The 21,564-nt window shown below is 61.2% G+C and carries 18 protein-coding genes; 7 read left to right on the top strand and 11 right to left on the bottom strand.

Going from position 1 to position 21,564, the window contains the following annotated elements:
* Positions 1-113: 113 nt before the first annotated feature.
* The 3 genes from ACWHVV_RS17395 to ACWHVV_RS17385 form a co-directional block, all read right to left on the bottom strand.
* Positions 114-2,219, bottom strand: a complete 2,106-nt coding sequence (locus ACWHVV_RS17395; RefSeq protein ID WP_447927334.1) for a methyl-accepting chemotaxis protein — start codon at positions 2,217-2,219, stop codon at positions 114-116.
* Positions 2,220-2,516: 297 nt separating this feature from the next.
* Positions 2,517-4,628, bottom strand: coding sequence for a methyl-accepting chemotaxis protein (locus ACWHVV_RS17390; RefSeq protein ID WP_447927333.1), 2,112 nt, complete (start codon positions 4,626-4,628; stop codon positions 2,517-2,519).
* 319 nt (positions 4,629-4,947) lie between these two features.
* Entirely contained in the window at positions 4,948-5,379 is a 432-nt protein-coding gene (locus ACWHVV_RS17385; protein ID WP_447927332.1) for a host attachment protein, read from the bottom strand.
* A gap of 98 nt (positions 5,380-5,477) precedes the next feature.
* Here ACWHVV_RS17385 and ACWHVV_RS17380 point away from each other — a divergent pair, with 98 nt between their 5' ends.
* Positions 5,478-6,086, top strand: a complete 609-nt coding sequence (locus ACWHVV_RS17380) for a histidine phosphatase family protein (protein WP_447927331.1) — start codon at positions 5,478-5,480, stop codon at positions 6,084-6,086.
* Here the strand turns inward: ACWHVV_RS17380 and ACWHVV_RS17375 are convergent.
* From ACWHVV_RS17375 to hemE, 7 genes are all read right to left on the bottom strand, one after another.
* Positions 6,083-6,811 (bottom strand): amino acid ABC transporter ATP-binding protein, encoded by a 729-nt coding sequence (locus ACWHVV_RS17375; RefSeq protein ID WP_447929182.1) that lies wholly within the window; start codon positions 6,809-6,811, stop codon positions 6,083-6,085. The genes ACWHVV_RS17380 and ACWHVV_RS17375 overlap by 4 nt on opposite strands.
* Positions 6,812-6,874: 63 nt before the next feature.
* Complete coding sequence (locus ACWHVV_RS17370) at positions 6,875-7,975, bottom strand: amino acid ABC transporter permease (RefSeq protein ID WP_447927330.1); 1,101 nt, start codon at positions 7,973-7,975, stop codon at positions 6,875-6,877.
* Between the two features lie 16 nt (positions 7,976-7,991).
* The gene (locus ACWHVV_RS17365; RefSeq protein ID WP_447927329.1) at positions 7,992-9,182 is read right to left on the bottom strand and encodes an amino acid ABC transporter permease; all 1,191 of its coding nucleotides are present in this window, start codon (positions 9,180-9,182) and stop codon (positions 7,992-7,994) included.
* A gap of 82 nt (positions 9,183-9,264) precedes the next feature.
* The gene (locus ACWHVV_RS17360) at positions 9,265-10,290 is read right to left on the bottom strand and encodes an amino acid ABC transporter substrate-binding protein (RefSeq protein WP_447927328.1); all 1,026 of its coding nucleotides are present in this window, start codon (positions 10,288-10,290) and stop codon (positions 9,265-9,267) included.
* 251 nt (positions 10,291-10,541) lie between these two features.
* Complete coding sequence (locus ACWHVV_RS17355) at positions 10,542-11,615, bottom strand: amino acid ABC transporter substrate-binding protein (RefSeq protein WP_447927327.1); 1,074 nt, start codon at positions 11,613-11,615, stop codon at positions 10,542-10,544.
* 84 nt (positions 11,616-11,699) lie between these two features.
* Positions 11,700-12,560 (bottom strand): polyamine aminopropyltransferase, encoded by an 861-nt coding sequence (gene speE / locus ACWHVV_RS17350; RefSeq protein WP_447927326.1) that lies wholly within the window; start codon positions 12,558-12,560, stop codon positions 11,700-11,702.
* Positions 12,557-13,675, bottom strand: coding sequence for a uroporphyrinogen decarboxylase (hemE, locus tag ACWHVV_RS17345; protein ID WP_447927325.1), 1,119 nt, complete (start codon positions 13,673-13,675; stop codon positions 12,557-12,559). The genes speE and hemE overlap by 4 nt, the downstream gene beginning before the upstream one ends.
* Before the next feature lie 221 nt (positions 13,676-13,896).
* Between hemE and ribA the strand changes: the two genes are divergently transcribed.
* The 6 genes from ribA to ACWHVV_RS17315 all read left to right on the top strand — a co-directional run bounded on the left by ribA (position 13,897) and on the right by ACWHVV_RS17315 (position 20,603).
* Entirely contained in the window at positions 13,897-14,532 is a 636-nt protein-coding gene (gene ribA / locus ACWHVV_RS17340; RefSeq protein ID WP_447927324.1) for a GTP cyclohydrolase II, read from the top strand.
* Positions 14,533-14,603: 71 nt separating this feature from the next.
* Positions 14,604-15,935 carry a diguanylate cyclase gene (locus tag ACWHVV_RS17335; protein WP_447927323.1) on the top strand — a complete coding sequence of 444 codons (1,332 nt, stop codon included), beginning with the start codon at positions 14,604-14,606 and terminating at the stop codon, positions 15,933-15,935.
* The gene (locus ACWHVV_RS17330; RefSeq protein WP_447927322.1) at positions 15,928-17,586 is read left to right on the top strand and encodes a sensor histidine kinase; all 1,659 of its coding nucleotides are present in this window, start codon (positions 15,928-15,930) and stop codon (positions 17,584-17,586) included. The genes ACWHVV_RS17335 and ACWHVV_RS17330 overlap by 8 nt, the downstream gene beginning before the upstream one ends.
* Positions 17,583-18,899: a sensor histidine kinase gene (locus ACWHVV_RS17325; protein ID WP_447927321.1), complete on the top strand. Its 1,317-nt coding sequence runs from the start codon at positions 17,583-17,585 to the stop codon at positions 18,897-18,899. Before ACWHVV_RS17330 ends, ACWHVV_RS17325 begins: the two co-directional genes overlap by 4 nt.
* Complete coding sequence (locus tag ACWHVV_RS17320) at positions 18,899-19,327, top strand: response regulator (RefSeq protein WP_447927320.1); 429 nt, start codon at positions 18,899-18,901, stop codon at positions 19,325-19,327. The genes ACWHVV_RS17325 and ACWHVV_RS17320 overlap by 1 nt, the downstream gene beginning before the upstream one ends.
* Positions 19,328-19,553: 226 nt before the next feature.
* Positions 19,554-20,603, top strand: a complete 1,050-nt coding sequence (locus ACWHVV_RS17315) for a homocysteine S-methyltransferase family protein (RefSeq protein ID WP_447927319.1) — start codon at positions 19,554-19,556, stop codon at positions 20,601-20,603.
* Positions 20,604-20,617: 14 nt separating this feature from the next.
* Here ACWHVV_RS17315 and djlA read toward each other — a convergent pair whose 3' ends face one another.
* Positions 20,618-21,385, bottom strand: coding sequence for a co-chaperone DjlA (djlA, locus tag ACWHVV_RS17310; RefSeq protein ID WP_447927318.1), 768 nt, complete (start codon positions 21,383-21,385; stop codon positions 20,618-20,620).
* Between the last annotated feature and the right edge of the window lie 179 nt (positions 21,386-21,564).

The following is a 21,564-nucleotide window of genomic DNA, read 5'->3' as shown; positions in this document are numbered from 1 at the left end:
CGACCTCGCCCCATGCGACTTGAAGCTTTTATGACGATTACTTGACAATGAGTGTGCAGGGCCTCCTCGGGAGGCCCTAATGGTCAGTGGCGGGAATGAAGCGCCCAAGGCTCTTACCGATCGCCCGAGTGAGCGGGCAGGGCGTGGGGCTTGACGCTCGCATCGTTGTCGAGTGTAAACGCGCCGACCAGCTCGGCCAGGCGCTCTGCCTGTTCCTTCAACTGTTCGGCAGCGGTGGTGGACTCCTCGACCAGCGCCGCGTTTTGCTGGGTCATCTGATCCAAATCACTCACCGCGATGCTCACCTGGCTGATGCCATCGTTTTGCTCGGAGGCGGCGGTGCTGATATCGCCCAGCATCTGGTTGACCCGGGTGACGCTTTCAGCCAGCTCATGCATGGCTTGTTCTGCGTCGCGTACGAGCTGCGTGCCGGTGGTCACCTTGTCCGTCGAGGCCGTGATGCGCTGGCGGATATCCGCCGCCGCGTCGCTGCTGCGCGCGGCGAGCATGCGCACCTCTTCGGCCACCACCGCAAAGCCGCGGCCATGTTCGCCGGCCCGCGCCGCCTCCACCGAGGCGTTAAGCGCCAGCAGATTGGTCTGAAAGGCGATACCGTCGATCACCTTGACGATGGCCTGGATCTCTTCGGAGGTCGTGCGGATATCGTTCATGGTCACCACCACCTGGCCGAAGGCGCCGTTGGTACGTTCCGCCAGTTGCGCGGCGGTTTGCGACAGGCCGCTGGCCTCTTTCGAGGCGCTGGTGGTATGGCCCACGGTGCTGCTGATCTCCTCCATCGCGGTGGAGGTCTGCTGAAGGCTGGCCGCCGCCTGGTCGGTGCGTCGGGAAAGATCCTGGCCGCCCTGGGTGATCTCGCTGGCGGCGTGGTGGACCGACTCACTGCTGGCGCGCACGTCGACCAGTACGTCGTGAATCTTGACCGCGAAGGCGTTGAACTGGGTGGCGAGGTCGGCGCTCTCATCGCGGCCGTTGACCGGCAGGCGTTGGGTCAAATCGCCGTCGCCGGAGGCGATGTCGCGCATGCGATCGGCCAGGCGGCGCAGGGGGCGAGCAATACGGCCACCTATCCACCAAAGCGCCAGCATACCCAGCGCGGCCAGCACCAGCCCAACGGTCGTCATGCCTAAAGTGTTTCGATCGCGCTGTTCGCCGAGCAGGTCTTGCAGCGCATTGATGCTAGCGAAGACGACGTCTTCGGGAAGCTGTAGCACCAGCACCCAGGGCCGCGCGGTATCGCCCACCTGGAGGGTGTGGTAGCGCTGTAGCATCCCGTCGTGGGTATTGCTGCGCAAGCTCGCCTGGGACTGGGCGACCTCGATCCCTTCCAGTAAGTCGCTACTCAGCGTATCCCGGGCGGGTTGGCCGAGGGTTTCGCTATTGGCTGTATCGGCGACCAGACCGCCCTGGCCTGCGACCAGCATCATGCGGCCCGCGCCGCCGTAAAGTTCCTCGTTCGCCTCGCTGAGCAAGGTTTGGATGAAGTTCAGCGATAGATCGACCCCCGCGACGCCGCGAAATTCGCCGTCGACCAGAATAGGGGCGTTGAAGGATGTCACCAGCAGCGATTCGCCGTTGTAATCATAAACGGCGGGGTCGATCACGCAGGGGGAGAGCGTCTCTTTGGGGCAAAGATAGTACTCGCCTTCGCGAACACCGCTTTCCATCACGGTTTGGCTATCCATGGTGTCGCCCAGCGGAAGCACATCCAGCTCGCCGTCTTCGGTGCGGTACCACCAGGGCATAAAGCGCCCGCTGCCGTCGTGGCCGTACCGCTCTTCGCCCACATAGAGGGCGTCGTCGCCAAAGGCGTTGGGCTCCCAGCCGATGAAAACGTCGAGTAACGACGGGTTATCGGCAACGGTCTGACGAAGGAGGTTGGAAAGCTGGCGACGGTTTAACGACAGCGCTATTTCGCCTTCGGCATCGGTGGCCCCCATGAGTGCATTCGTGCGCGCTAGCGACTCGGCGGTTTGCAAGGCGCTATCCAGCTCGGCCTGGATACGCTCACCCTGGGCCTCGATGATCGCGTTCAGGCGGGCGTTCAGCGCTGTTTGCGCCTGTTCGCGGGTGTGCTCGTCGATGGTGTGTGCCGTGCGGGTGGTGGCCACCAGGTTATAGATCACCAGAGCCGCCACAATCGCCAGCAGGCAAGGAGTCGCGAGCGCAAGCATATAAGTTCGCAGCGAGCCAAAATGCATAATCGATCCTTAAGAGGCAGACCAGTGAAAAGGGGGGTTAGCGCATCCTTCCATGGGGTGATCCTGGGGCAGGAGAAAACAGCGCGAGGCTTTGCGTGGACTGCCTGGCGCCGACGTGATGACCACCCCTTAAAACGTGATAGCGTTCATGTCAGGTTATCGACGCTTGCATCGTTGACTTGAAATGAAGGATTAAACGGCCCGCCGCGCCGCTTTGGGTCTGCGGTGTTAAGGGATGAAAAGGGGCCCTCGAAGGGCCCCTCGAAGGGCCCCTCGAAGGGCCCCTAAAAGGTCTGCTTAAAAACCCGACCGGGCAGGCGGGGCAAGCTGGGGCGAGGAAGACGGCGAGGCGCCTTCGAGGGTAAAGCCGCCGACCAGCTCGGCCAGGCGCTCTGCCTGCTCTTTAAGCTGTTCGGCAGCGGTAGTGGATTCCTCGACCAGCGCCGCGTTTTGCTGGGTCATCTGATCCAAATCACTCACCGCGATGCTCACCTGGCTGATGCCATCGTTTTGCTCGGAGGCGGCGGTGCTGATATCACCCAGCATCTGGTTCACCCGCGTGACGCTTTCGGCCAGCTCATGCATGGCCTGTTCGGCGTCGCGTACGAGCTGCGTACCGGTGGTCACCTTGTCCGTCGAGGCCGTGATGCGCTGGCGGATATCCGCCGCCGCGTCGCTGCTGCGCGCGGCGAGCATGCGCACCTCTTCGGCCACCACCGCAAAGCCGCGGCCATGTTCGCCGGCCCGCGCCGCCTCCACCGAGGCGTTCAGCGCCAGCAGATTGGTCTGAAAGGCGATACCGTCGATCACCTTGACGATGGCCTGGATCTCTTCGGAGGTCGTGCGGATATCGTTCATGGTCACCACCACCTGGCCGAAAGCGCCGTTGGTACGTTCCGCCAGTTGCGCGGCGGTTTGTGACAGGCCGCTGGCCTCTTTCGAGGCGCTGGTGGTATGGCCCACGGTGCTGCTGATCTCTTCCATCGCGGTGGAGGTCTGCTGAAGGCTGGCCGCCGCCTGGTCGGTGCGCCGGGAAAGGTCCTGCCCGCCCTGGGTGATCTCGCTGGCGGCGTGGTGGACCGACTCGCTGCTGGCGCGTACGTCGACCAACACGTCGTGAATCTTGACCGCGAAAGCGTTGAACTGGATGGCGAGCTCGGCGGCTTCGTTGCGTCCGCGCACCGGCAGGCGCTGGGTCAGATCCCCCTCGCCGGAGGCGATATCGCGCATCCGGTCGGCCAGGTGGCGCAGCGGGCGCGAGATGCCGCTCCCCAGTAGCCAGCTGACCACCAGGCCCAGCAGGGCAATGATCAGCCCCATGATGATCATTGCCCACATGGAGGACCGGCCCTGGTCGTTCAACTGCGCTTGCATGTTGTTAAGCCCCGCCATGACGGCGCTTTCCGGCAGGCGAATGATCAGCACCCAGGGGGTGCCGCTTTCATCGACATCGAACGGCCAGTAGAGCTCGATCATGTCGGATTCGCTGTCGAGATTGCGAACCGGCTGACCCTGACGGGCGCTGGCAAGGTCGGGCAACAGGTCGGCGGGAAGCGCCTGCTCGGCGTTTTCGCCCAGCAGGGCGGGCTCGCTGGTGTGGGCGGAAAGCGCCCCCTGGGAGGCGACCAGCAGCATCTGGCCGGCACCGTCGTAAAGGGTTTGGTTGGCTTCTTCCAGAAGCCCCTGAAGGAAATCGACCGCAAGGTCGACACCGGCGCTGCCACGAAACTCGCCGTCGACCAGGATGGGCGCGTTGAACGAGGTCACCAGCAGGTTTTCGCCGTTGTAGTCGTACCAGTGCGGGTCGACTACGCAGGTGCGCTCGGTCTCTTTGGTACAAAGATAGTATTCCCCCTTGCGAATACCGTCGTCTCCGCGCGCCTGGTTTTCTATGTCGCTACCCAGCGCGAGCACCTCGATGGCGCCGCTCTCGGTGCGGTACCACCAGGGCATAAAACGCCCGTCCGGGCCGTAGCCCAAATCTTCCTGCTCGGTGTAGAGCGCGTCGTTGCCAAAGGCGTTGGGCTCCCAGCCAATGAAAGCGTCGAGCAGATCCGGATTATTGACCACCGTTTGGCGAATCAGCATCGAAAGCTCGCGGCGGCTCATGGTCATGAGCGGGCGGCCCTCGTCATCCTCCAGGCCCAACATGGCGTTGGTGTTCGCAAGCGACGTTGCCAGCGTCAAGGCGTGTTCGAGCTCGCCCTGGATATCTTCGGCCTGGGCCGACGCGATGGCGGTCAGGCGGGCCCCGATGTTCTGTTCGAGCAGCGCATGGGTTTCATCCTCTACCAGCGCCTGAGAGCGCGCGTGGGTAATGAGCGAGTAGATCACCAGCACGGCGACGACCACCAGGATACAGCCGCTGACCAGGGTCGCGATCAGCGTACGGACAGATTTAAAATGCATTTTATTTTATCTCTGCAGCGTTGCGATTAGTGTTACCGGCTCTGCAAGGCGCCATGGCCGCTGGCAAGCGTAAGGCTCTCCAGCACCTTGCGCACCTTGCGCGACCTGGTCGCCAGGGCGGCAATGTTTTGTTAGGGGGAATGAGTTATATCACTTAATGCTTATCGGCAAGCGGGATAATTTCTTGAAGCGCGGGGGGCCGTTTCAGCGCACAGGGAAGGATTGGGTCGCAAACAGCTTTGAAAGGGTCGTCGGGGGGCAGGTGATCGACGAGAGCGGCGCCACTTTGGGAGAAGCGCCGCTCGAGGTGCTAAAGGGTTTAGTTCAGCTTGCTGATGGCTTTATCGATATCATCGACGGAGGCCTTGCTCAAATCCTTCGAGAGCGTATGCGTCACCATCTTCTGGGTCGGCTTGTCGAGCTTATCGCGCAAAAGCCCCAGGAACTTGGGAGCGGCGACCAGGATGAGTTCATCCATCTTGTTGCTCGTGCGGGCGTCGAACAGATACTTGACGACCTGCTTGGCGAACATCTCGTTTTCGTGCTCGAGCGCCGCACCGCCTTCAGCAGAGGAGTGCGACGAGCTAGAGGCGGAACCATGAACGTCCGCGCCGGGGCTGTCGGTGACCAGGTCACCTTCGTGCATCTGCCCTTCGGCGTGTACCAGGCTCTCTTTTTCCGTGAGCTTGTTGGCTGCGTGGGTAAAAATACGCGCTCTGCCCGCATCGGCCACCACAATATAAGTTGCCATAATCAAACGTCCTCCGTGTCGTTAATGGTTGATTAAACATGGCAAGCGTTTAGCGTTAGGTCAAACGAAACCCCTCGCTCACTCACACGGTACACAAGATGCTCGATCAGCAGAGAGAACAACGCGATGGCCGCTGGCGTAACCGCTACCTGTTAATGCGCCACGGCCATAGCCTGGCCAACGAACAGGGGCTCATCATCAGCGCGCCGGCCCAGGGCCTTAATGCGTTCGGGCTTTCAGAAACCGGCGAGCGCCAGCTTGCGGCGGTAGTGGCCGACTGGCGCTGGCCGACGCCTTCGCGCATCGTCCACTCGGACTTTTTACGCACCACCCACACCGCCCAACGTGTGGCCGAAGCGTTCGGGCTTTCGCTTGAAAAGGAGCCTCGTTTGCGCGAGCGCTATTTTGGCTCACTGGATGGCCAGGGCGACCGTTTTTACCCAAGCGTATGGGCGCTGGACGCCGAGAATGCCGACCACCAAACGCACCAGGTAGAGTCGGTAAGCCAGGTAGCGGCGCGGATGCAGGCGGTCATCGAGGAGATGGAGAGCCGCCTCGAGGGGGAGGTGGTGTTGCTGGTCAGCCACGGCGACCCGCTGCAGATACTGCTCACCGCGCTAAACGCCAGGCCGCTCACCGAACATCGTGAGCAGCCTGCGCTTTTGCCTGCCAGTATCACCCTTATAGGGGCGAACGGCGGCGCCTAGTGGCCGAGAATCTGGCTCAGGAACAGCTGGGTACGCTCGGACTGGGGGTTGTTGAAAAACGGCTCCGGGGCGTTCTCTTCGATGATTTGGCCCTGGTCCATGAAGATCACCCGGTCGGCCACGGTTTTCGCGAAGCCCATTTCGTGGGTCACGCAGAGCATGGTCATGCCTTCGTTGGCAAGCTCCACCATGACGTCGAGCACCTCCTTGATCATCTCCGGGTCGAGTGCCGAGGTGGGCTCGTCGAAAAGCATGACGTCCGGGTGCATACACAGCGAGCGGGCGATGGCAACGCGCTGCTGTTGGCCGCCGGAGAGCTGGCCCGGGTATTTTCGGGCCTGCTCGGCGATGCGCACCCGCTCGAGATATTGCATGGCCTGGGCTTCGGCTTCCCGGCGGGACTTTTTCTGCACCCACATTGGCGCCACGCAGCAGTTCTCCAGCACGCTCAGGTGGGGAAACAAATTGAAATGCTGAAACACCATGCCCACGCTGCGACGTACCTGCTCGATACGCTTGACGTCCTGGGTCAGCGGCACGCCGCCGACCACGATTTCGCCCTGCTGGTGCTCTTCCAGGTGGTTGATGCAACGAATCAGAGTGGATTTGCCCGAGCCCGAGGGCCCGCAAATGACGATACGCTCGCCGCGTTTGACTTCGAAATCGATGTCGCGCAGCACGTGGAAGTCGCCGTACCACTTGTTGACGCCGCGCATCTCGACCATCTGGTCCTGGGTATTTAAAGCTGCTTCGCTCATGAGGTTATCCTTGAAATCCTAAGGGCGGCGTTAACGCTTGTGGCCGGTGTTGAGGCGGCGTTCCAGATACTGGCTGTAGCGCGACATGCTGAAACAGAAAATCCAGAACATGAACGCGGCGAACACATAGCCTTCTATCGAGAAGCCCAGCCAACGCGAGTCGGAAAGCGCTGCCTGCACGATGCCCAATAGATCGAAAAGGCCGATGATCATGACCAGCGTGGTGTCCTTGAAGAGCGATATGAAAGTATTCACGATGCCGGGGATCATCATCTTGAGCGCCTGGGGCATGACGATCAGCCCCATGCGCTTCCAGTAGGTCATACCCAGCGCCGCCGCGGCTTCGTCCTGGCCTTTGGGAATCGCCTGTAGCCCGCCGCGAATCACCTCGGCCATGTAGGCGCTTTGAAACAGCGTAATGCCGATCAAGGCGCGAATGAGCCGGTCGACGCTGAGCTCCGAAGGCAAAAACAGCGGCAGCATCACCGAGGCCATGAACAGCACGGTAATGAGCGGCACACCGCGCCAGAACTCGATGAACACCACCGCGAAGCTTTTGACGATGGGCATGTTGGAGCGCCGGCCCAGGGCCAGCACGATGCCGATAGGAAGCGCCCCCACCATGCCGACGGTGGCAAGCAGCAGGGTCAGCATCAGCCCGCCCCAGCGGTGCGTGGGTACCCGCGGCAGGTCGAAATAGCCGCCGTGGAGCAATACGTAGGCGATCACCGGGAAGATCAGCAGCGCAAATACCGCCACCCAGCGCTTGAACGGCAGGCGCGGAATGGCAAGCCAGGCGATCAGCGCGAAAAAGCCGACGAACACGATATTGGCGCGCCAGATTTCCGAGCGGGGGTAGAGCCCGTAGATGAACTGAGTAAAGCGCGCCTTGATGAACACCCAGCAGGCGCCTTCCCGGGAGCAGTCTTCGCGGGTGGTACCGACCCAATCCGCGTCGATGATCGCCCATTGCACGGTGGGCACCACCAAAAGGTACAGCACGTAAAGGCCAATCAAGGTAAACAGCGTATTGATCGGGCCGTTGAAGAGATTGGCGCGCAGCCACGCCACGGGGCCGATGGTGCTTTTCGGGGCCGGGCGCTGCTCGATCATGGTTTGATTGTGAATCATGGTTGTTACCCTCGCCCTAGCGTTCGACCAGCGCCACGCGGGCGTTGAACCAGTTCATGAACATGGAGACCAGCAGGCTGATCGTTAGATAGACCCCCATGGTCATGGCGATGACCTCGATGGCCTGGCCGGTCTGATTCAGCGTAGTACCCGCAAAGACCGAGACCAGATCCGGATAGCCGATGGCGGTGGCAAGCGACGAGTTCTTGATCAGGTTCAGGTATTGGCTGGTCAGCGGCGGAATGATCACCCGCATCGCCTGGGGGATCACCACCAGCCGAAGAATCAGGTTGCGCGGCAGGCTCAGCGCCTGGGCGGCTTCGGTCTGCCCATGAGAGATCGCCTGAATGCCCGAACGCACGATTTCGGCAATGAACGAGGCGGTGTAGATCGAAAGCGCCAGCCACAGCGCCAGAAACTCCGGAATCACCGTGACACCGCCACGGAAGTTGAACCCGCGAAGTTCCGGCACGTCCCAGGTGATCGGCACGCCGGTGGCTAAAAGCACTAAAAGCGGCAGGCCAAAAATCAGCAAAAAGGCGATCCAGTAGGCAGGCAGGCGTTTGCCCGTGGCCTCGTGGCGGCGCTTGTTCCAGACGATCAGCGCGATACTGGCCACGATCGCCACGAGAAAGGCGGCGGGGATCAACCCAAAGCCGGACTCGAACAGCGGCTCGGGCAGGTAGAGCCCGCGTACGTTCAAAAACATGACTTCACCGAAGGCGAGGCTGTCGCGCGCACCTGGAAGGGTGCGCAGAACGGCGAAGTACCAGAAAAAAATCTGCAAAAGCAGCGGGATATTACGAAAGGTCTCGATATAGGCGGCGGCCAGTTTGGCGATGAGCCAGTTGGGCGAAAGCCGGGCGATGCCCACGATGAAGCCCACGAGAGTCGCTGCCAGCACGCCAAGGCCGCCCACCAGCAACGTGTTGAGCAAACCCACGAAGAAGGTGCGCCCGTAGGTGCTCTGCGATGAGTAATCGATCAGGCTCTGTACGATGCCAAAGCCTGCGGTGTTGTCCAAAAAACCAAAACCGGTGGTGATGCCCCGTGCGGAAAGGTTGTCCTGGGTGTTGCCCACGATATAGAGCAAAAAGATGGCGACGACTGCCACCACCAGCACCTGAAAAATGAGCGCGCGTTTAGCGCGGTCTCGCCAGAAAGGGGGCTTGTGGCCCATCGGGCGAGCATTGGGTCTTACTGACATGAAAGCGTCTCCGCAATACGGCAGGATCAATCAAACGGCCCGCCTGGGTGTTAGCGCGGCGGGCCGGGGTCAAGCGAGACGCTTAGCGAATCGGCGGTGCGTAGTGGAAGCCGCCCTGGTTCCAAAGGGCGTTCACACCCCGTTCGATTTCAAGCGGTGAATCCATACCGACGTTGCGATCGAAGCTTTCGGCGTAGTTGCCGACCTGACTGATGATGTTGTACGCCCAGTCGGCTTCAAGGCCCATGCCTTCGCCGTAGTTGCCGTCCTGGCCCAGAAGACGCGCGATATCCGGGTTTTCACTGTCCATCATGTCGTCGACGTTTTCGCTGGTGACGCCGTACTCTTCGGCGTTGAGCATAGCAAACAGCGACCACTTAACGATGTTGAACCAGGTGTCGTCGCCCTGGCGAACCACCGGGCCCAGCGGCTCTTTGGAGATGATCTCGGGAAGGATCATCGCGCTGTCCGGCTCGTCGAGCTGGATGCGCAGCGCGGCGAGCTGGGAGGTATCGGAAGTCAGCACGTCACAGCGCCCGGACTGGAAGCCGCCCACGGTTTGCTCGGAGGTGTCGAAAACGATCGGATCGAAGGCCATGTCGTTGGCGCGGAAGTAGTCCGCCACGTTGAGTTCAGTGGTGGTGCCGGACTGGATGCAGATCGCCGCGCCGTCGAGCTCGTCGGCGCCGTTAAGGCCCAGGTCACGATTAACCATGAAGCCGATACCGTCGTAGAAGGTCACGCCGGTGAAGTTCAGACCCAGGGTAGTGTCGCGGGTGGTGGTCCAGGTGGTGTTACGAGAAAGCACGTCGATCTCGCCAGACTGCAGCGCGGTGAAGCGCTCGACGGCGTTCAGCGAGATGTAGTTGACCGCGTCTGCATCGCCCAGCACGGCAGCGGCCACGGCGCGGCAGACGTCAACGTCCAGGCCTTGCCATTCGCCGCTGTCGTCCGGGGCGGAGAAACCGGGCAAACCATCACTCACGCCACACTGCACGGCGCCTCGTGAGCGCGTATCTTCCAAGACATCTGCCTGAACGCTCGCTACACCCGATAAGGTGATGGCGCCAGCACAGCCCAGCAGTACCACGTGTTTTTTGTTAAGCATGGTTGTTTCCCTTCCTCGTTATTAAATTTCGTTATAAATGCCGAAGCACGGCACATAACGCTAGCAAGGAAGATGCCAGAAAGGACATATCTACTCATTCAGCGCTTTTCAACGCAAAATCGGCAACGTTTTGACCAAAGTTGTGCTGCAAAAAAGTGCGACTTCGGCTACTGGTTGAGCTTATTTGGTGCACCGGCCGTGCGGCCCCTGCCGAATCGGCCAGTGAAAACAGGCGAGTGGGGCAAAAATGGTTAGCGAATGGGCGGGGCGTACTGAAGGCCGCCATCGCGCCACAGCCCGTTCAGCCCACGTCCGATATTAAACGCTGAACCTGCACCCACGTTGCGATCGAACATCTCGGCGTAGTTGCCCACCTGCTTGACGATTTGATAGGCCCAGTCGGCATCAAGGCCCATCGCCTCGCCGAAATTGCCGTCGCGGCCCAGTAGGCGCAGCACATCCGGGCTTTCGGATTCGAGTTGTTCGTCCACGTTGGCCATGCTCACGCCCAGCTCCTCGGCGTTGAGCATGGCGAACAGCGACCATTTAACGATGTTGAACCACTGATCGTCGCCCTGGCGCACCGCCGGGCCCAGGGGCTCCTTGGAGATCGTCTCGGGGAGGACGATGGCCATGTCCGGGTCGGCCAGCTGCATGCGCTGGGCATAGAGTTGCGAGGCGTCGGAGCTTAAAACGTCGCAGCGTCCGGACTCGAAGCCGGCGATGGACTGCTCCGGGGCGTCGAACACTACCGCATCGAAGCTCATGCCGTTCAACCGAAAGTAGTCGGCCAGGTTGAGCTCGCTGGTGGTGCCGGACTGGGTGCACACCGCCGCGCCGTCCAGCTCGCTTGCGCTTTGAACGCCCAGGTCGCTTGCCACCATGAAGGCCTGGCCATCGAAATAGCTCACCCCGGTGAAGTGGATGCCCAGAGTGGTATCCCGGGTCGAGGTCCAGGTGGTGGTACGCGAGAGCACATCGACCTCGCCGGACTGAAGCGCCGCAAAGCGCTCGACCGAATCCAGCGGTACGAACTCGACGTTGGCGCCTTCCCCCAGGGCGGCGGCGGCCACCGCGCGGCAAATGTCGGTATCCAGCCCCCGGTAGGTGTCTTCGTCGTCCAGCGCCGAGAAGCCGGGCTGGGCCGCATTGACTCCGCAGCGCAGACTGCCGCGCTCTTGCACCGTTTCAAGCGTGGTGGCCAGCGCCAGGCCGGGCAGCAAAAGCGCCGCCCCGGTCACCAGCTTGATGCGCCAACCCGCGGCCCCTGGGATAGCACTTGTGAGGGTCCTTTTGATTGCCCTTGTGTGATCCGCTTTGTTCATTGTTGTGTCCCTTGCGTGGGTAAGCGCTACAAAAAAGGCCGAGCAGTGCCCGGCCTCGATTCAGTGCGTGTCGCTTTGGGGAATTTAAGCGAAAGCGGCGCGCATAAACGGCGGCAGCGCCAGGGCGCCGCGGTGAGCCTCTACCGTGTAGTACTGTAGCGGCATTTCATGCTCCGCGGCAGCCTCTTCGCGAAAGCTTTCAACGTTTGTCGCCTTGCCCGCCAGCGTCACGCTCCACCAGCCCGACGGATAAACCGGCTGGGGGAAGGGCAGCGTTGCCACGCTTTCAAAGCCTGCTTTTTTCATATCCTTGCGCAGTTCACGAATGATCGACCCGCTGTGATAAAGCGGCGATTCGCTTTGCTGCACCAGCACGCCGCCGGGGCGCAGAATGCGGTGGCAGCGCGCCAGAAATTCGGTCTTGAAAAGCCCTTCCGCCGGGCCGACCGGGTCAGTGGAGTCGATGATCAGCACATCGATGCTTTCATCGGCTGCGTCATCCACCCACTTCACACCATCGGCGAACAAAAGCTCGGCGCGCGGGTCGGCGTTGGCTTCTACCAGCGCCGGGAAGAAGCGCTCGGAGGCCTTGGTGACCTCTTCGTCGATGTCGATTTGAGTGACTTTTTCCACGCTTTCGTGACGCAGCACTTCCTTCAGCGTGCCGCAGTCGCCGCCGCCGATGATCACGACGCGCTTCGGGTCCTGATGGGTGAAAAGCGCCGGATGGGCGATCATTTCGTGGTACAGGAAGTTGTCCCGGTCGGTGAGCATCACGCAGCCGTCCAGCACTAACAGGTTGCCGTAGGTCTCGGTGGCATAGACTTCCAGGTGCTGATAGGCGCTTTGTACATCCCAAAGCTTCTCGCTGACTTTGAGCGAGAACGCGCTGCCGTGGGCGTCGAAGACTTCGGTGAACCACTGCGCTTGATCGAAATCGTTCATCGGGCCTCTCCGGCGTCGCTTTGCTGGTCGTTTTTATGGTACTGGGGGCTAAGCTCGTGCAGTGCCTCCATGAAGGCGCTGACGTGGTCGGGGTTGGTGAACTGGCTGATGCCGTGACCCAGGTTGAAGATATGGCCCGGCCCGTGCCCGTAGCTTTCCAGTACCCGGGCGACTTCGGCGCGAATGGCCGAGGGCCGGGCAAACAGCACGTTGGGGTCCAGGTTGCCCTGTAGCGCCACCTTATGGCCCACCCGGTCGCGGGCGTCACTGAGCTCGGTGGTCCAATCAAGCCCCACCGCGTCGGCACCGGCGCAGGCGATGTGTTCGATCCACTGCCCGCCGTTTTTGGTGAACAGAATCACCGGCACGCGGCGGCCGTCGTGCTCGCGGATCAGGCCCGAGACGATCTGCTCCATGTAGCGAAGCGAAAACTCGAGATACGCCGGTGTGGAGAGCGAGCCGCCCCAGGTATCGAAAATCTGCACCGCCTGGGCGCCGGCGCGAATCTGGGCATTGAGGTAGTCGGTCACCGCGTGGGCCAGCGTATCGAGGAGCTGGTGCATGGTGTCCGGGGTGTCGTAGAGCATGGTTTTCAGATGGCGGAAATCCTTGCTCGAGCCGCCTTCGACCATGTAGGTCGCCAGCGTCCAGGGGCTGCCGGAGAAGCCGATCAACGGCATGCGGCCATTGAGTTCGCGGCGAATGGTGGACACCGCGCGCATCACGTAGTCCAGGTCGCGCTCGACGTCGGGCACGCCAAGCGCCGCGACCTCTTCCGGGGTGCGTACGGTCTTGCGAAATTTCGGCCCTTCACCGGTTTCGAAATAGAGCCCCAGGCCCATGGCGTCGGGAATGGTCAGTATATCCGAGAACAGAATCGCGGCATCCAGCGGAAAGCGCTCCAGCGGCTGCAGGGTCACTTCGCAAGCGAAGTCCTGATTGCGGCAAAGGTCCATGAAGCTGCCCGCCTGTGCGCGGCGCTCGCGGTACTCGGGCAGGTAGCGCCCGGCCTGGCGCATCATCCAGACCGGCGTGCGGTCCACCGGCTGGCGGGCCAAGGCGCGTAGAAAACGGTCGTTTTGCAAATGGGGAGGAGATACAGCGGAAGAGGACATAAACGCCTGCTCTAGGGAAATTTGCCCCTATTGTAGGCGAGGTAGTGCGCATCAGGATAGCGGCGCTCGTCGGGCGGCGGTGGGTAGAAGGTGGCCGATTCGTCGTTTTATCGCCGCTTGCGTGGATGCAGGCCGTGAGGCCGGCGCCGCTTTTTGGTAAACTACCGAGTTCTTTTCCTACTCACATCGTTTCCGGCTCTGGTCGATTTGCGAGGTAACCCGTGACCATTCGCTTCATTGCCGCCTCCCGGCTGCCCACCCCCTGGGCCACATTTACCATGCACGGCTTCGAAGACGATGCAACGGGCAAGGATCATATCGCCCTGACGCTTGGCGATGTGACAGGCGTTGCCCCGGTGCTCGGGCGCGTGCACTCCGAGTGCTTGACCGGCGATGCGCTGTTTTCGATGCGCTGCGACTGCGGCTATCAGCTTCAAGAGGCGCTCAAACGCATCGCCGAAGAGGGGCGCGGGGTGCTTTTGTACCTGCGCCAGGAAGGCCGCGGCATTGGCCTTTTGAACAAGATTCGCGCCTATAACCTGCAGGACCAGGGCGCGGACACCGTCGAGGCCAACGAGCGGCTGGGCTTTGGCGCCGATATGCGCCGCTACGATCTTTGTGTGCCGATGCTCGAGCATCTCAATATCCAGGCGCTCAAACTGATGACCAACAACCCTCGCAAGGTCGAGGCGCTGACCAACGACGGCGTCAACGTGACCGAGCGTTTGCCCATTACCACCGGCCTCAACCCGCACAACGAGCAGTACCTGGCCACCAAGGCCGGCAAGCTTGGCCACATGATGGCGCTGGGGGATTTTACTCAGGCCGAGGATGTGGATATCGAGCGTAAAAAGTGAGTGATTGACGACGCTTGACTCTTGTCCGCCTTCTGAGCAGTCTTGCCAAATGAACTGGCAGAAGGCAAACAATGAAACAGTCATCGAAACAGGTGGGAAAGCCGTTATCGATAGTGCTGGTCGAAGACGACCCGGGCGACGCGGCGCTGATCCAATACACCTTCAAGTATGATCATGGCGATAGCACGCTCACCTGGGTCGAGAGCCTTGCTCGGCTCACCGATTTTTTGACGCAAGCCGCCTCCTTTCCGGATGTCATCCTGCTCGATCTCAGCCTTTCAGACGCCAGCGGTATCCAGACCGTTTTGGCCTGCAAGCAGATCGCCAGCGGCGTGCCCATCGTGGTGCTGACCGGGTTCGATGACGCGGACTTTTCTCTCGAAGTACTCGAAGCCGGCGCCCAGGACTACCTGATCAAAGGCAAGATCGACGCCGACTCCCTTCACCGCGCCATTCGCTACGCCATCAGCCGGGCGAAGCTCGAACAGCGTTTGGTGATTTCGGAAGAGCGCATGGCCGCGGCGATCGAGGGCGCCAAGCTTGGCGTGTGGGAGTGGCTTCTGCAGGAGAACGCCTTTATCTACAGCGATCGCTGGCTGGCAACGCTTGGCTATCAGCGAGAGCACGCCGACCTTCCGAAAAGTGTGGAAGAGTGGTTTGCCCAGATCCACCCGGAAGACGGCGATCGGGTCGAGGCCACCATCGCGCGTCATACCCAAGGGGAGGAGCCCAATTACCAGTGCGAGTTTCGTATGCGCCACCGGGATGGCCACTGGGTCTGGGTGTTCGAGTCGGGGCATTTGGTCAGCCGCAGCGCCGACGGGCGGCCACTCAGGATGGTCGGCGTCCAACAGAACATCAGCGAACGCAAGGCCATGGAGGCGCAGCTAACCCAGCTTGCCATGTACGATGAGCTGACGGGGCTGCTCAATAGGCGAAGCTTCATGGACCTGGCAAGGCGCGAGCTGGCGCGCTTGAAACGCAATGATGGCTACGCCGTCTGCGTGGTCATGCTGGATCTGGACCGTTTTAAAAGCGTTAACGATACCTACGGCCACGGCGCCGGCGATGCGGTATTGAAGCAGTTTTCCGCGACCGTGACACGTCAGCTGCGCCAAACGGATGTGTTTGCACGTTTGGGCGGCGAAGAGTTCGTGGTGGTACTGTCCGACACCGACCTGGCCGGCGCCGAGATAGCCGCCGAAAAGCTGCGCGCCTCGGTCGAGGCGATGCAGGTACCGCTTGAGTGCGTGAATTCACCGCTCAAGGTCACCACCAGCATTGGCGTCGCGCGCATGCAGGGCAGCGACTCGCTTCCGGACGGCGCCCTGGCGCGGGCCGACAGCGCCCTTTACGAGGCGAAAAAGGCCGGGCGTAACCAGGTGTGTGTCCATCATGAGTAGCGAACCCCTTCAATTTGCGGCCATCTTCGGTCAAAACGGCTGGCCCTGGGTCGTTTTTTTGGCCGTCGCTTTGGTGGTCTCCATCGCGCTGCAGGGGCTGATCTATTGGCGCAGCCGCCAACGTTTAGTCCGGTTGAAAAGCCAGCAGAAAGCGCTGAGCCATATCCTTTGGGGTACCTCGGCAGGTACCTGGGAGTGGAACATTCAAACCGGTGAAACACGCTTGAACGAGCGCTGGGCAGAGATGGTCGGCTATACACTCGATGAGCTAACGCCCACCACGGTAGCGACCTGGGAGCGATTTTGTCATCCGCAGGAGCTGGCCCGCGCCCATCAGGCGTTACGCGCGCATCTCGAGGGCGAGACCGAAAGCTACAACATCGAATTTCGCATGTGCCACCGCGACGGTCACGATATCTGGGTGTACGCCCGCGGCCGGGTGGTCGACCAGGACGAGGCGGGCAATGCGCGATGGATGGCCGGTACGCACATCGATATTACCCAGCGTAAAGAGGCCGAGGCCCGGGCCCAGGTAATAACCGATCGCCTCACCAAACTGAGCGCGCGGCTACCCGGCGCTATTTTCCAGTACTGGAAAAAGGCCGATGGCACGGTACACGTTCCCTACGCGAGTATCGGCATCAAGGACATCTACGGCCTGACACCGGAGGAGATCAACGAAGACGTGGGCCGTGTTTTTGCCGTGATTCACCCGGAGGATCTCGACAAGATGGCCGATAGTATCGACGCCTCGGCCAAAGCGCAGAGCGTCTGGAATCTGACGTTTAGAGTGAATCACCCGGAAGCGGGGCTTCTGTGGATAGAAGGGGACTCAAAGCCCGAGCGCCTTGCCGATGGCAGCACGATTTGGCACGGCTACCTGCGCGACGTCACCGCCTCCTACCTGCTTCAGCAAGAGCGCGACGATTACCGCGAATCCCTGGAGAAATCCAATCGCGAGCTGGAACACTTTGCCTACGCGGCCTCCCACGATCTACGCCAGCCGCTGCGTATGGTGACCAGCTACGCCCAGCTTCTAGAGCGCCACCTGGGCGAGCGGCTGGACGACGACGCAAGCACCATGCTGCATTACATGAGCGATGGCGCCAAGCGTATGGACGCGATGCTGCTTTCCCTGCTGGAGTACTCCCGGGTGGGGCGGCAAATCCCGTCGTTGAGCGTCTTTCCCCTGCGCGAGTCTCTCGATGAGGCGCTTCACTTTCTCGCCCCGGCGATCGCGGACGCCAGCGCCACGGTGGCGGTACAAGGCGAGTGGCCCGAGGTGAATGCAAGCCGCGATGGGCTAACCCGGCTTTTCCAAAACCTGGTGGGCAACGCGCTCAAATATCACGCCTTCGATAAGCCGGTCGAGGTGACGGTCGCCATTGAGCGCTGCCCGCGTGAAGATACCTTGCATATCACGGTGGCCGACAACGGTATCGGCATCGAGCCGGACCAGATACCGCGCCTGTTCAAGGTGTTTCAGCGCCTGCATAGCCGCGAGCGGTTCGAAGGCACTGGCGTGGGGCTTGCGATATGTCGCAAGATCGTCGAGCACCACCACGGGCAAATCCGGGTTTCCTCCGCCGGTTTGGACCAGGGCAGCTGTTTCCATGTCACGCTACCCTGTGACGTACTGAGAACGCCATGAAACATCAAGCGCATATCACGGTGCGTACGCTTTTGTGGATGTTGATGCTGCTGCCTTCGTCGGGGTGGGCCGACCTGAGCTTCGATGAGTACTTTTCGCACAGCCCAGTGCCGATGTGGATGGTGGCGGTAGACGATGGCGATATCCTGCGCGCCAACGCGGCGGCCGCCGCCTTCTACGGCTACGCGGATCTTGAAGCGATGAACGTCGATCAGATCAATACCTTTACCCCCGACCAGGTGCGCCAGGAAATCGAGCGCGCCAGCCGCCAGGCGCGTAACCACCTCATCTTTCGACACCGGCTGGCCGATGGCAGCACCCGCATCGTCGGGGTGTATTCCCAGTCTTATCGCCAGGCAGACGAAGACGTCATGCTATCGTCGATTTACGATATGAGCGCTATGGATGGGGCGAGTAAACGGCGCTATATCGAAACGGTCGAGCAGCAGGTGGACCTGCAAATAGCCGAGCTGAGCCGCGCCCGCGAGCGCGCCCGCTGGTTTTGGATAGGCAGCGCCCTTGCCCAGGCGCTCGTCATCGTGTTGTTGGCGCTGGCCCTATGGCGCCTGCGTAGCGCCCAGCGCGAAAACGTCCGGCTGATCGACGAGCTTTCGTTTCGTAACCAGGAATTGGAGCGCTTGAGCCAGGCCATGGCGCACCATTTCCAGGAGCCGAGTCGACGGCTGGTGAGTTTCGCCCATCAGTTGCAGCGCTCGTCCCAAACGCCGAGCGACTCGAACGGGGCGCTGGCGGTTCACTTTATCGCGGACCAGGCCCAGCGCCTGAGGGACCTGGTCGGCGATGTTCAATGCTACCTGGGCGTGGGGACGGTCGCCGCGCCCCCGGAGCGCGTCGATGTCGAGCAGCTGGTCAACGAGCTCTATCAGTTCGAACCCGCGGTTTCAGCCCTGCGCGAGGCGGGCAGCTTGCGCATCGAAGGTGAGCTTTATGAGGTCTGGTTCAACCACAAGCAGCTTGCCCAGTTGTTCAACGTGCTGTTGCACAACAGCTGGCAATACCGCCATCCAGAACGGCCGCTGGACATCGTGATTAGCGCCAGCGTGAAAAAAGGGCGCGTCCAGTACCGGGTGGCGGATAACGGCCAGGGCATCGCGCCGGAATACCGCCAGCAGGTCTTCGAGATGTTTGCACGGCTGGTGCCTAACAGCGAGGAATACCCCGGTACCGGCGTAGGGCTTGCCAAAGTCGTCAAGATGCTGCGCAAGGTGAATGGGCGTATAACGGTGGAGGACGGCATGGCGGGTGGGGCGTGCTTCGTCTTCGATTTGCCACTGGTCAGGGAGAAACCGTAATGGATGGACATTTCGTTGTGCTATTGGTGGAAGACGAGCCCGCCGACGTGCATCTTGCCAGAATGGCCTTCAAGGAGGGCCATATGCTGGTGGATGTGCACGATGTCGGCGACGGCGTCGAGGCATTAGCGTTTTTGCACCGTGAAGGTAAATACGCGTCAGCGCCGAGGCCGGATCTGATCCTTCTGGATCTCAACATGCCGCGCATGGACGGCAAGGCGTTTTTGAAACGCGTGAAGTCTCTGGAAACGCTGCGCCAGATTCCGGTGGTGGTGTTGACCACCTCGGAAGCCGAAGCGGATATCTTCGCTTCTTATGATTTGGGGGCAGCCGGATTCATCGTCAAACCCATGGATATCGAGCAGTTCGTCGCCTCGATTCGCTCATTGGAAGACTACTGGCTGACACTGGTACGCCGGCCAGGCTAAGTGCCTGGCTTTCTGGGTGGCGCGGGCCTTGGCCGGGTGGCAGAGCGTGCGCCTTGTGGGCGGTAAGCCAGTCCCGAGCGTTAATATTTATAATTTTCTCGTTGATATATCCAATAATGAATTCGGCTCATTTTCATGGGGCGGATTTTTCATTGGTTTTACGCCGACCAGGCCTGCCAAACTGAGCCTTCATTGACGATAAAGCTCATTTCGGAGGCACTCCCCCATGGTACAAGACCTGATCACCCGCCGGCTCGATGACGGCCCGCTTATCTGCGCCGAGGGCTTTCTTTTCGAGCTCGAGCGCCGCGGTTACCTCTCGGCGGGGGAGTTCGTCCCGGAAGTGGCGCTGCTGCGCCCGGACGCGTTGGAAGCATTGCACCGCGATTTTCAACACGCGGGTTCGGACATCGTGCAGGCGTTCACCTACAACGGGCACCGCGAAAAAATGCGCGTGATCGGCAAGGAGGAGCTGCTGGAGCCCTTGAACCGGGCCGCGCTCAAAATCGCCCGCAAGGTGGCCGATGAACAGCCCGGCAACCTGATGGCCGGTAACATTTCCAACAGCAACGTATGGGACCCTCAGGATCCGGCGTCCCAGCAGAGCGTGCGCGCCATGTTCGATGAAATGGTGCAGTGGGCCGTCGAGGAGGGCGCGGATTTCATCATCGGCGAAACGTTCTACTACGCCGGTGAAGCCCAGGCAGCGCTGGAGGCGATCAAGGCCAAGGGGCTGCCGGCGGTCATCACCCTGGCGCCGATGGCCGAAAATAAAATGATCGACGGCCCCGGTATCGTGGAGACCTGCGTGGCGCTCGAGCAAAACGGCGCCAGCGTGGTCGGCCTGAACTGCTTTAGGGGGCCGGATACCATGCTGGACTGGATCCAGCAGATTCGCGAGGCGGTGTCTTGTCACGTCGCGGCACTGCCGGTGACCTTTCGCACCACGGCCCAGGAGCCCACCTTTTTCAATCTTTCCGACACCCAGGGGTGCAGTTGCCCCTCGCCTCACGGGCGCCCTTTCCCCACCGCGCTGGACCCCTTGTTCTGCAACCGCTACGAGCTGGGCGCCTTTGCTCGCAAGGCCTTCGATAGCGGCGTCAACTATCTGGGCGTCTGCTGCGGGGCCGCGCCCATGCACATCCGCGAAGTGGCCATGGCCGTTGGCCGCGAGCCTGCCGCCGCGCAGTTTGCCGAGCGCATGGAGAACCACTTCATGTACGGAAGCCACGAGCGCTTGCCGTCGCATATCGCCGCGCTGGGCGAAAAGGCCTGATCAGGGGCTGGCGCTCACTCCCGGGCGCGGCTGATCCGCTCGTAAGCGTTGCTGATTTCGCTGGTACGCTGCTGGGCCATGTCGCGCATGCTTTCAGGTAAGCCTTTGCCGGCCAGCTTGTCCGGGTGATTTTGGCTCATCAGGCGCCGGTAGGCTTTTTTGACCTCGGCGTCGCTGGCCTCTTCACTAACCCCCAGTACCCGGTAGGCGTCTTCGAGGGAGGTTTCGCTGGTACCCGCGGCGTTGGCGGAGGCGCGCTGCATCATCGCCTCGATCTGGCGTACTTCGGTTTCGCTACAGCCAATGCCCTGGGCCACGCGCATCATCATGGCGTGTTCGCTTTCTTGAATCTCGCCATCGGCGGCGATGGCGCTGAGCTGCACCTGCACGAACATCTGGCGCATCACCGGCTGGCGCTGCGTCAAGCGGCCCACCCGGGCAAGTTCTGCGTCCAGGTCGAAGCTGTCTGCCTGGCCACGCTCGAAGGCGGTGCGCATCTGGGCGCGCAGCGCATCGCTTAGCTGCATCTGACTGAAAAGACGCTCGGCGATGTCGCGCTCGTTGTCGCTAACGCGGCCATCGGCCTGGCAAAGACACCCCATCACGGCGAAGACCGACTCCAGATAGCCCTGTTCGATCTGGCGGCGGGCGGTGATCAGCCGGCGTATCGCGCGCTGGGCGATCCAAAAGCCAACCCCGCCGCCGACCAGCAGGCCAATGGGGCCAAAAATGGCCAAGCCCAGCAAACCAAACAGCAGCGTCGAAATAAGCAAAAACGTCATAGTACTCTCAAGCGGTCGATGGAAAAGAGGCGGTGAACGAATTTATCACTTTCAGCGCCGCTATATTGGACAGTAGCGTCATTATAGAGGGATTCGTTTTAAGTGCCTGTAGCCGGCGACGTTTGTTTAAACGCATGCTCACCGGTACGAGGGCTAAAAGCGGGGCCATTGGTTCGACG

The organism is Vreelandella sp. EE27 (assembly GCF_968206495.1).
The sequence above is the reverse complement of the archived record's forward strand: the minus strand, read 5'-3'. Positions and strand labels throughout refer to the sequence as shown.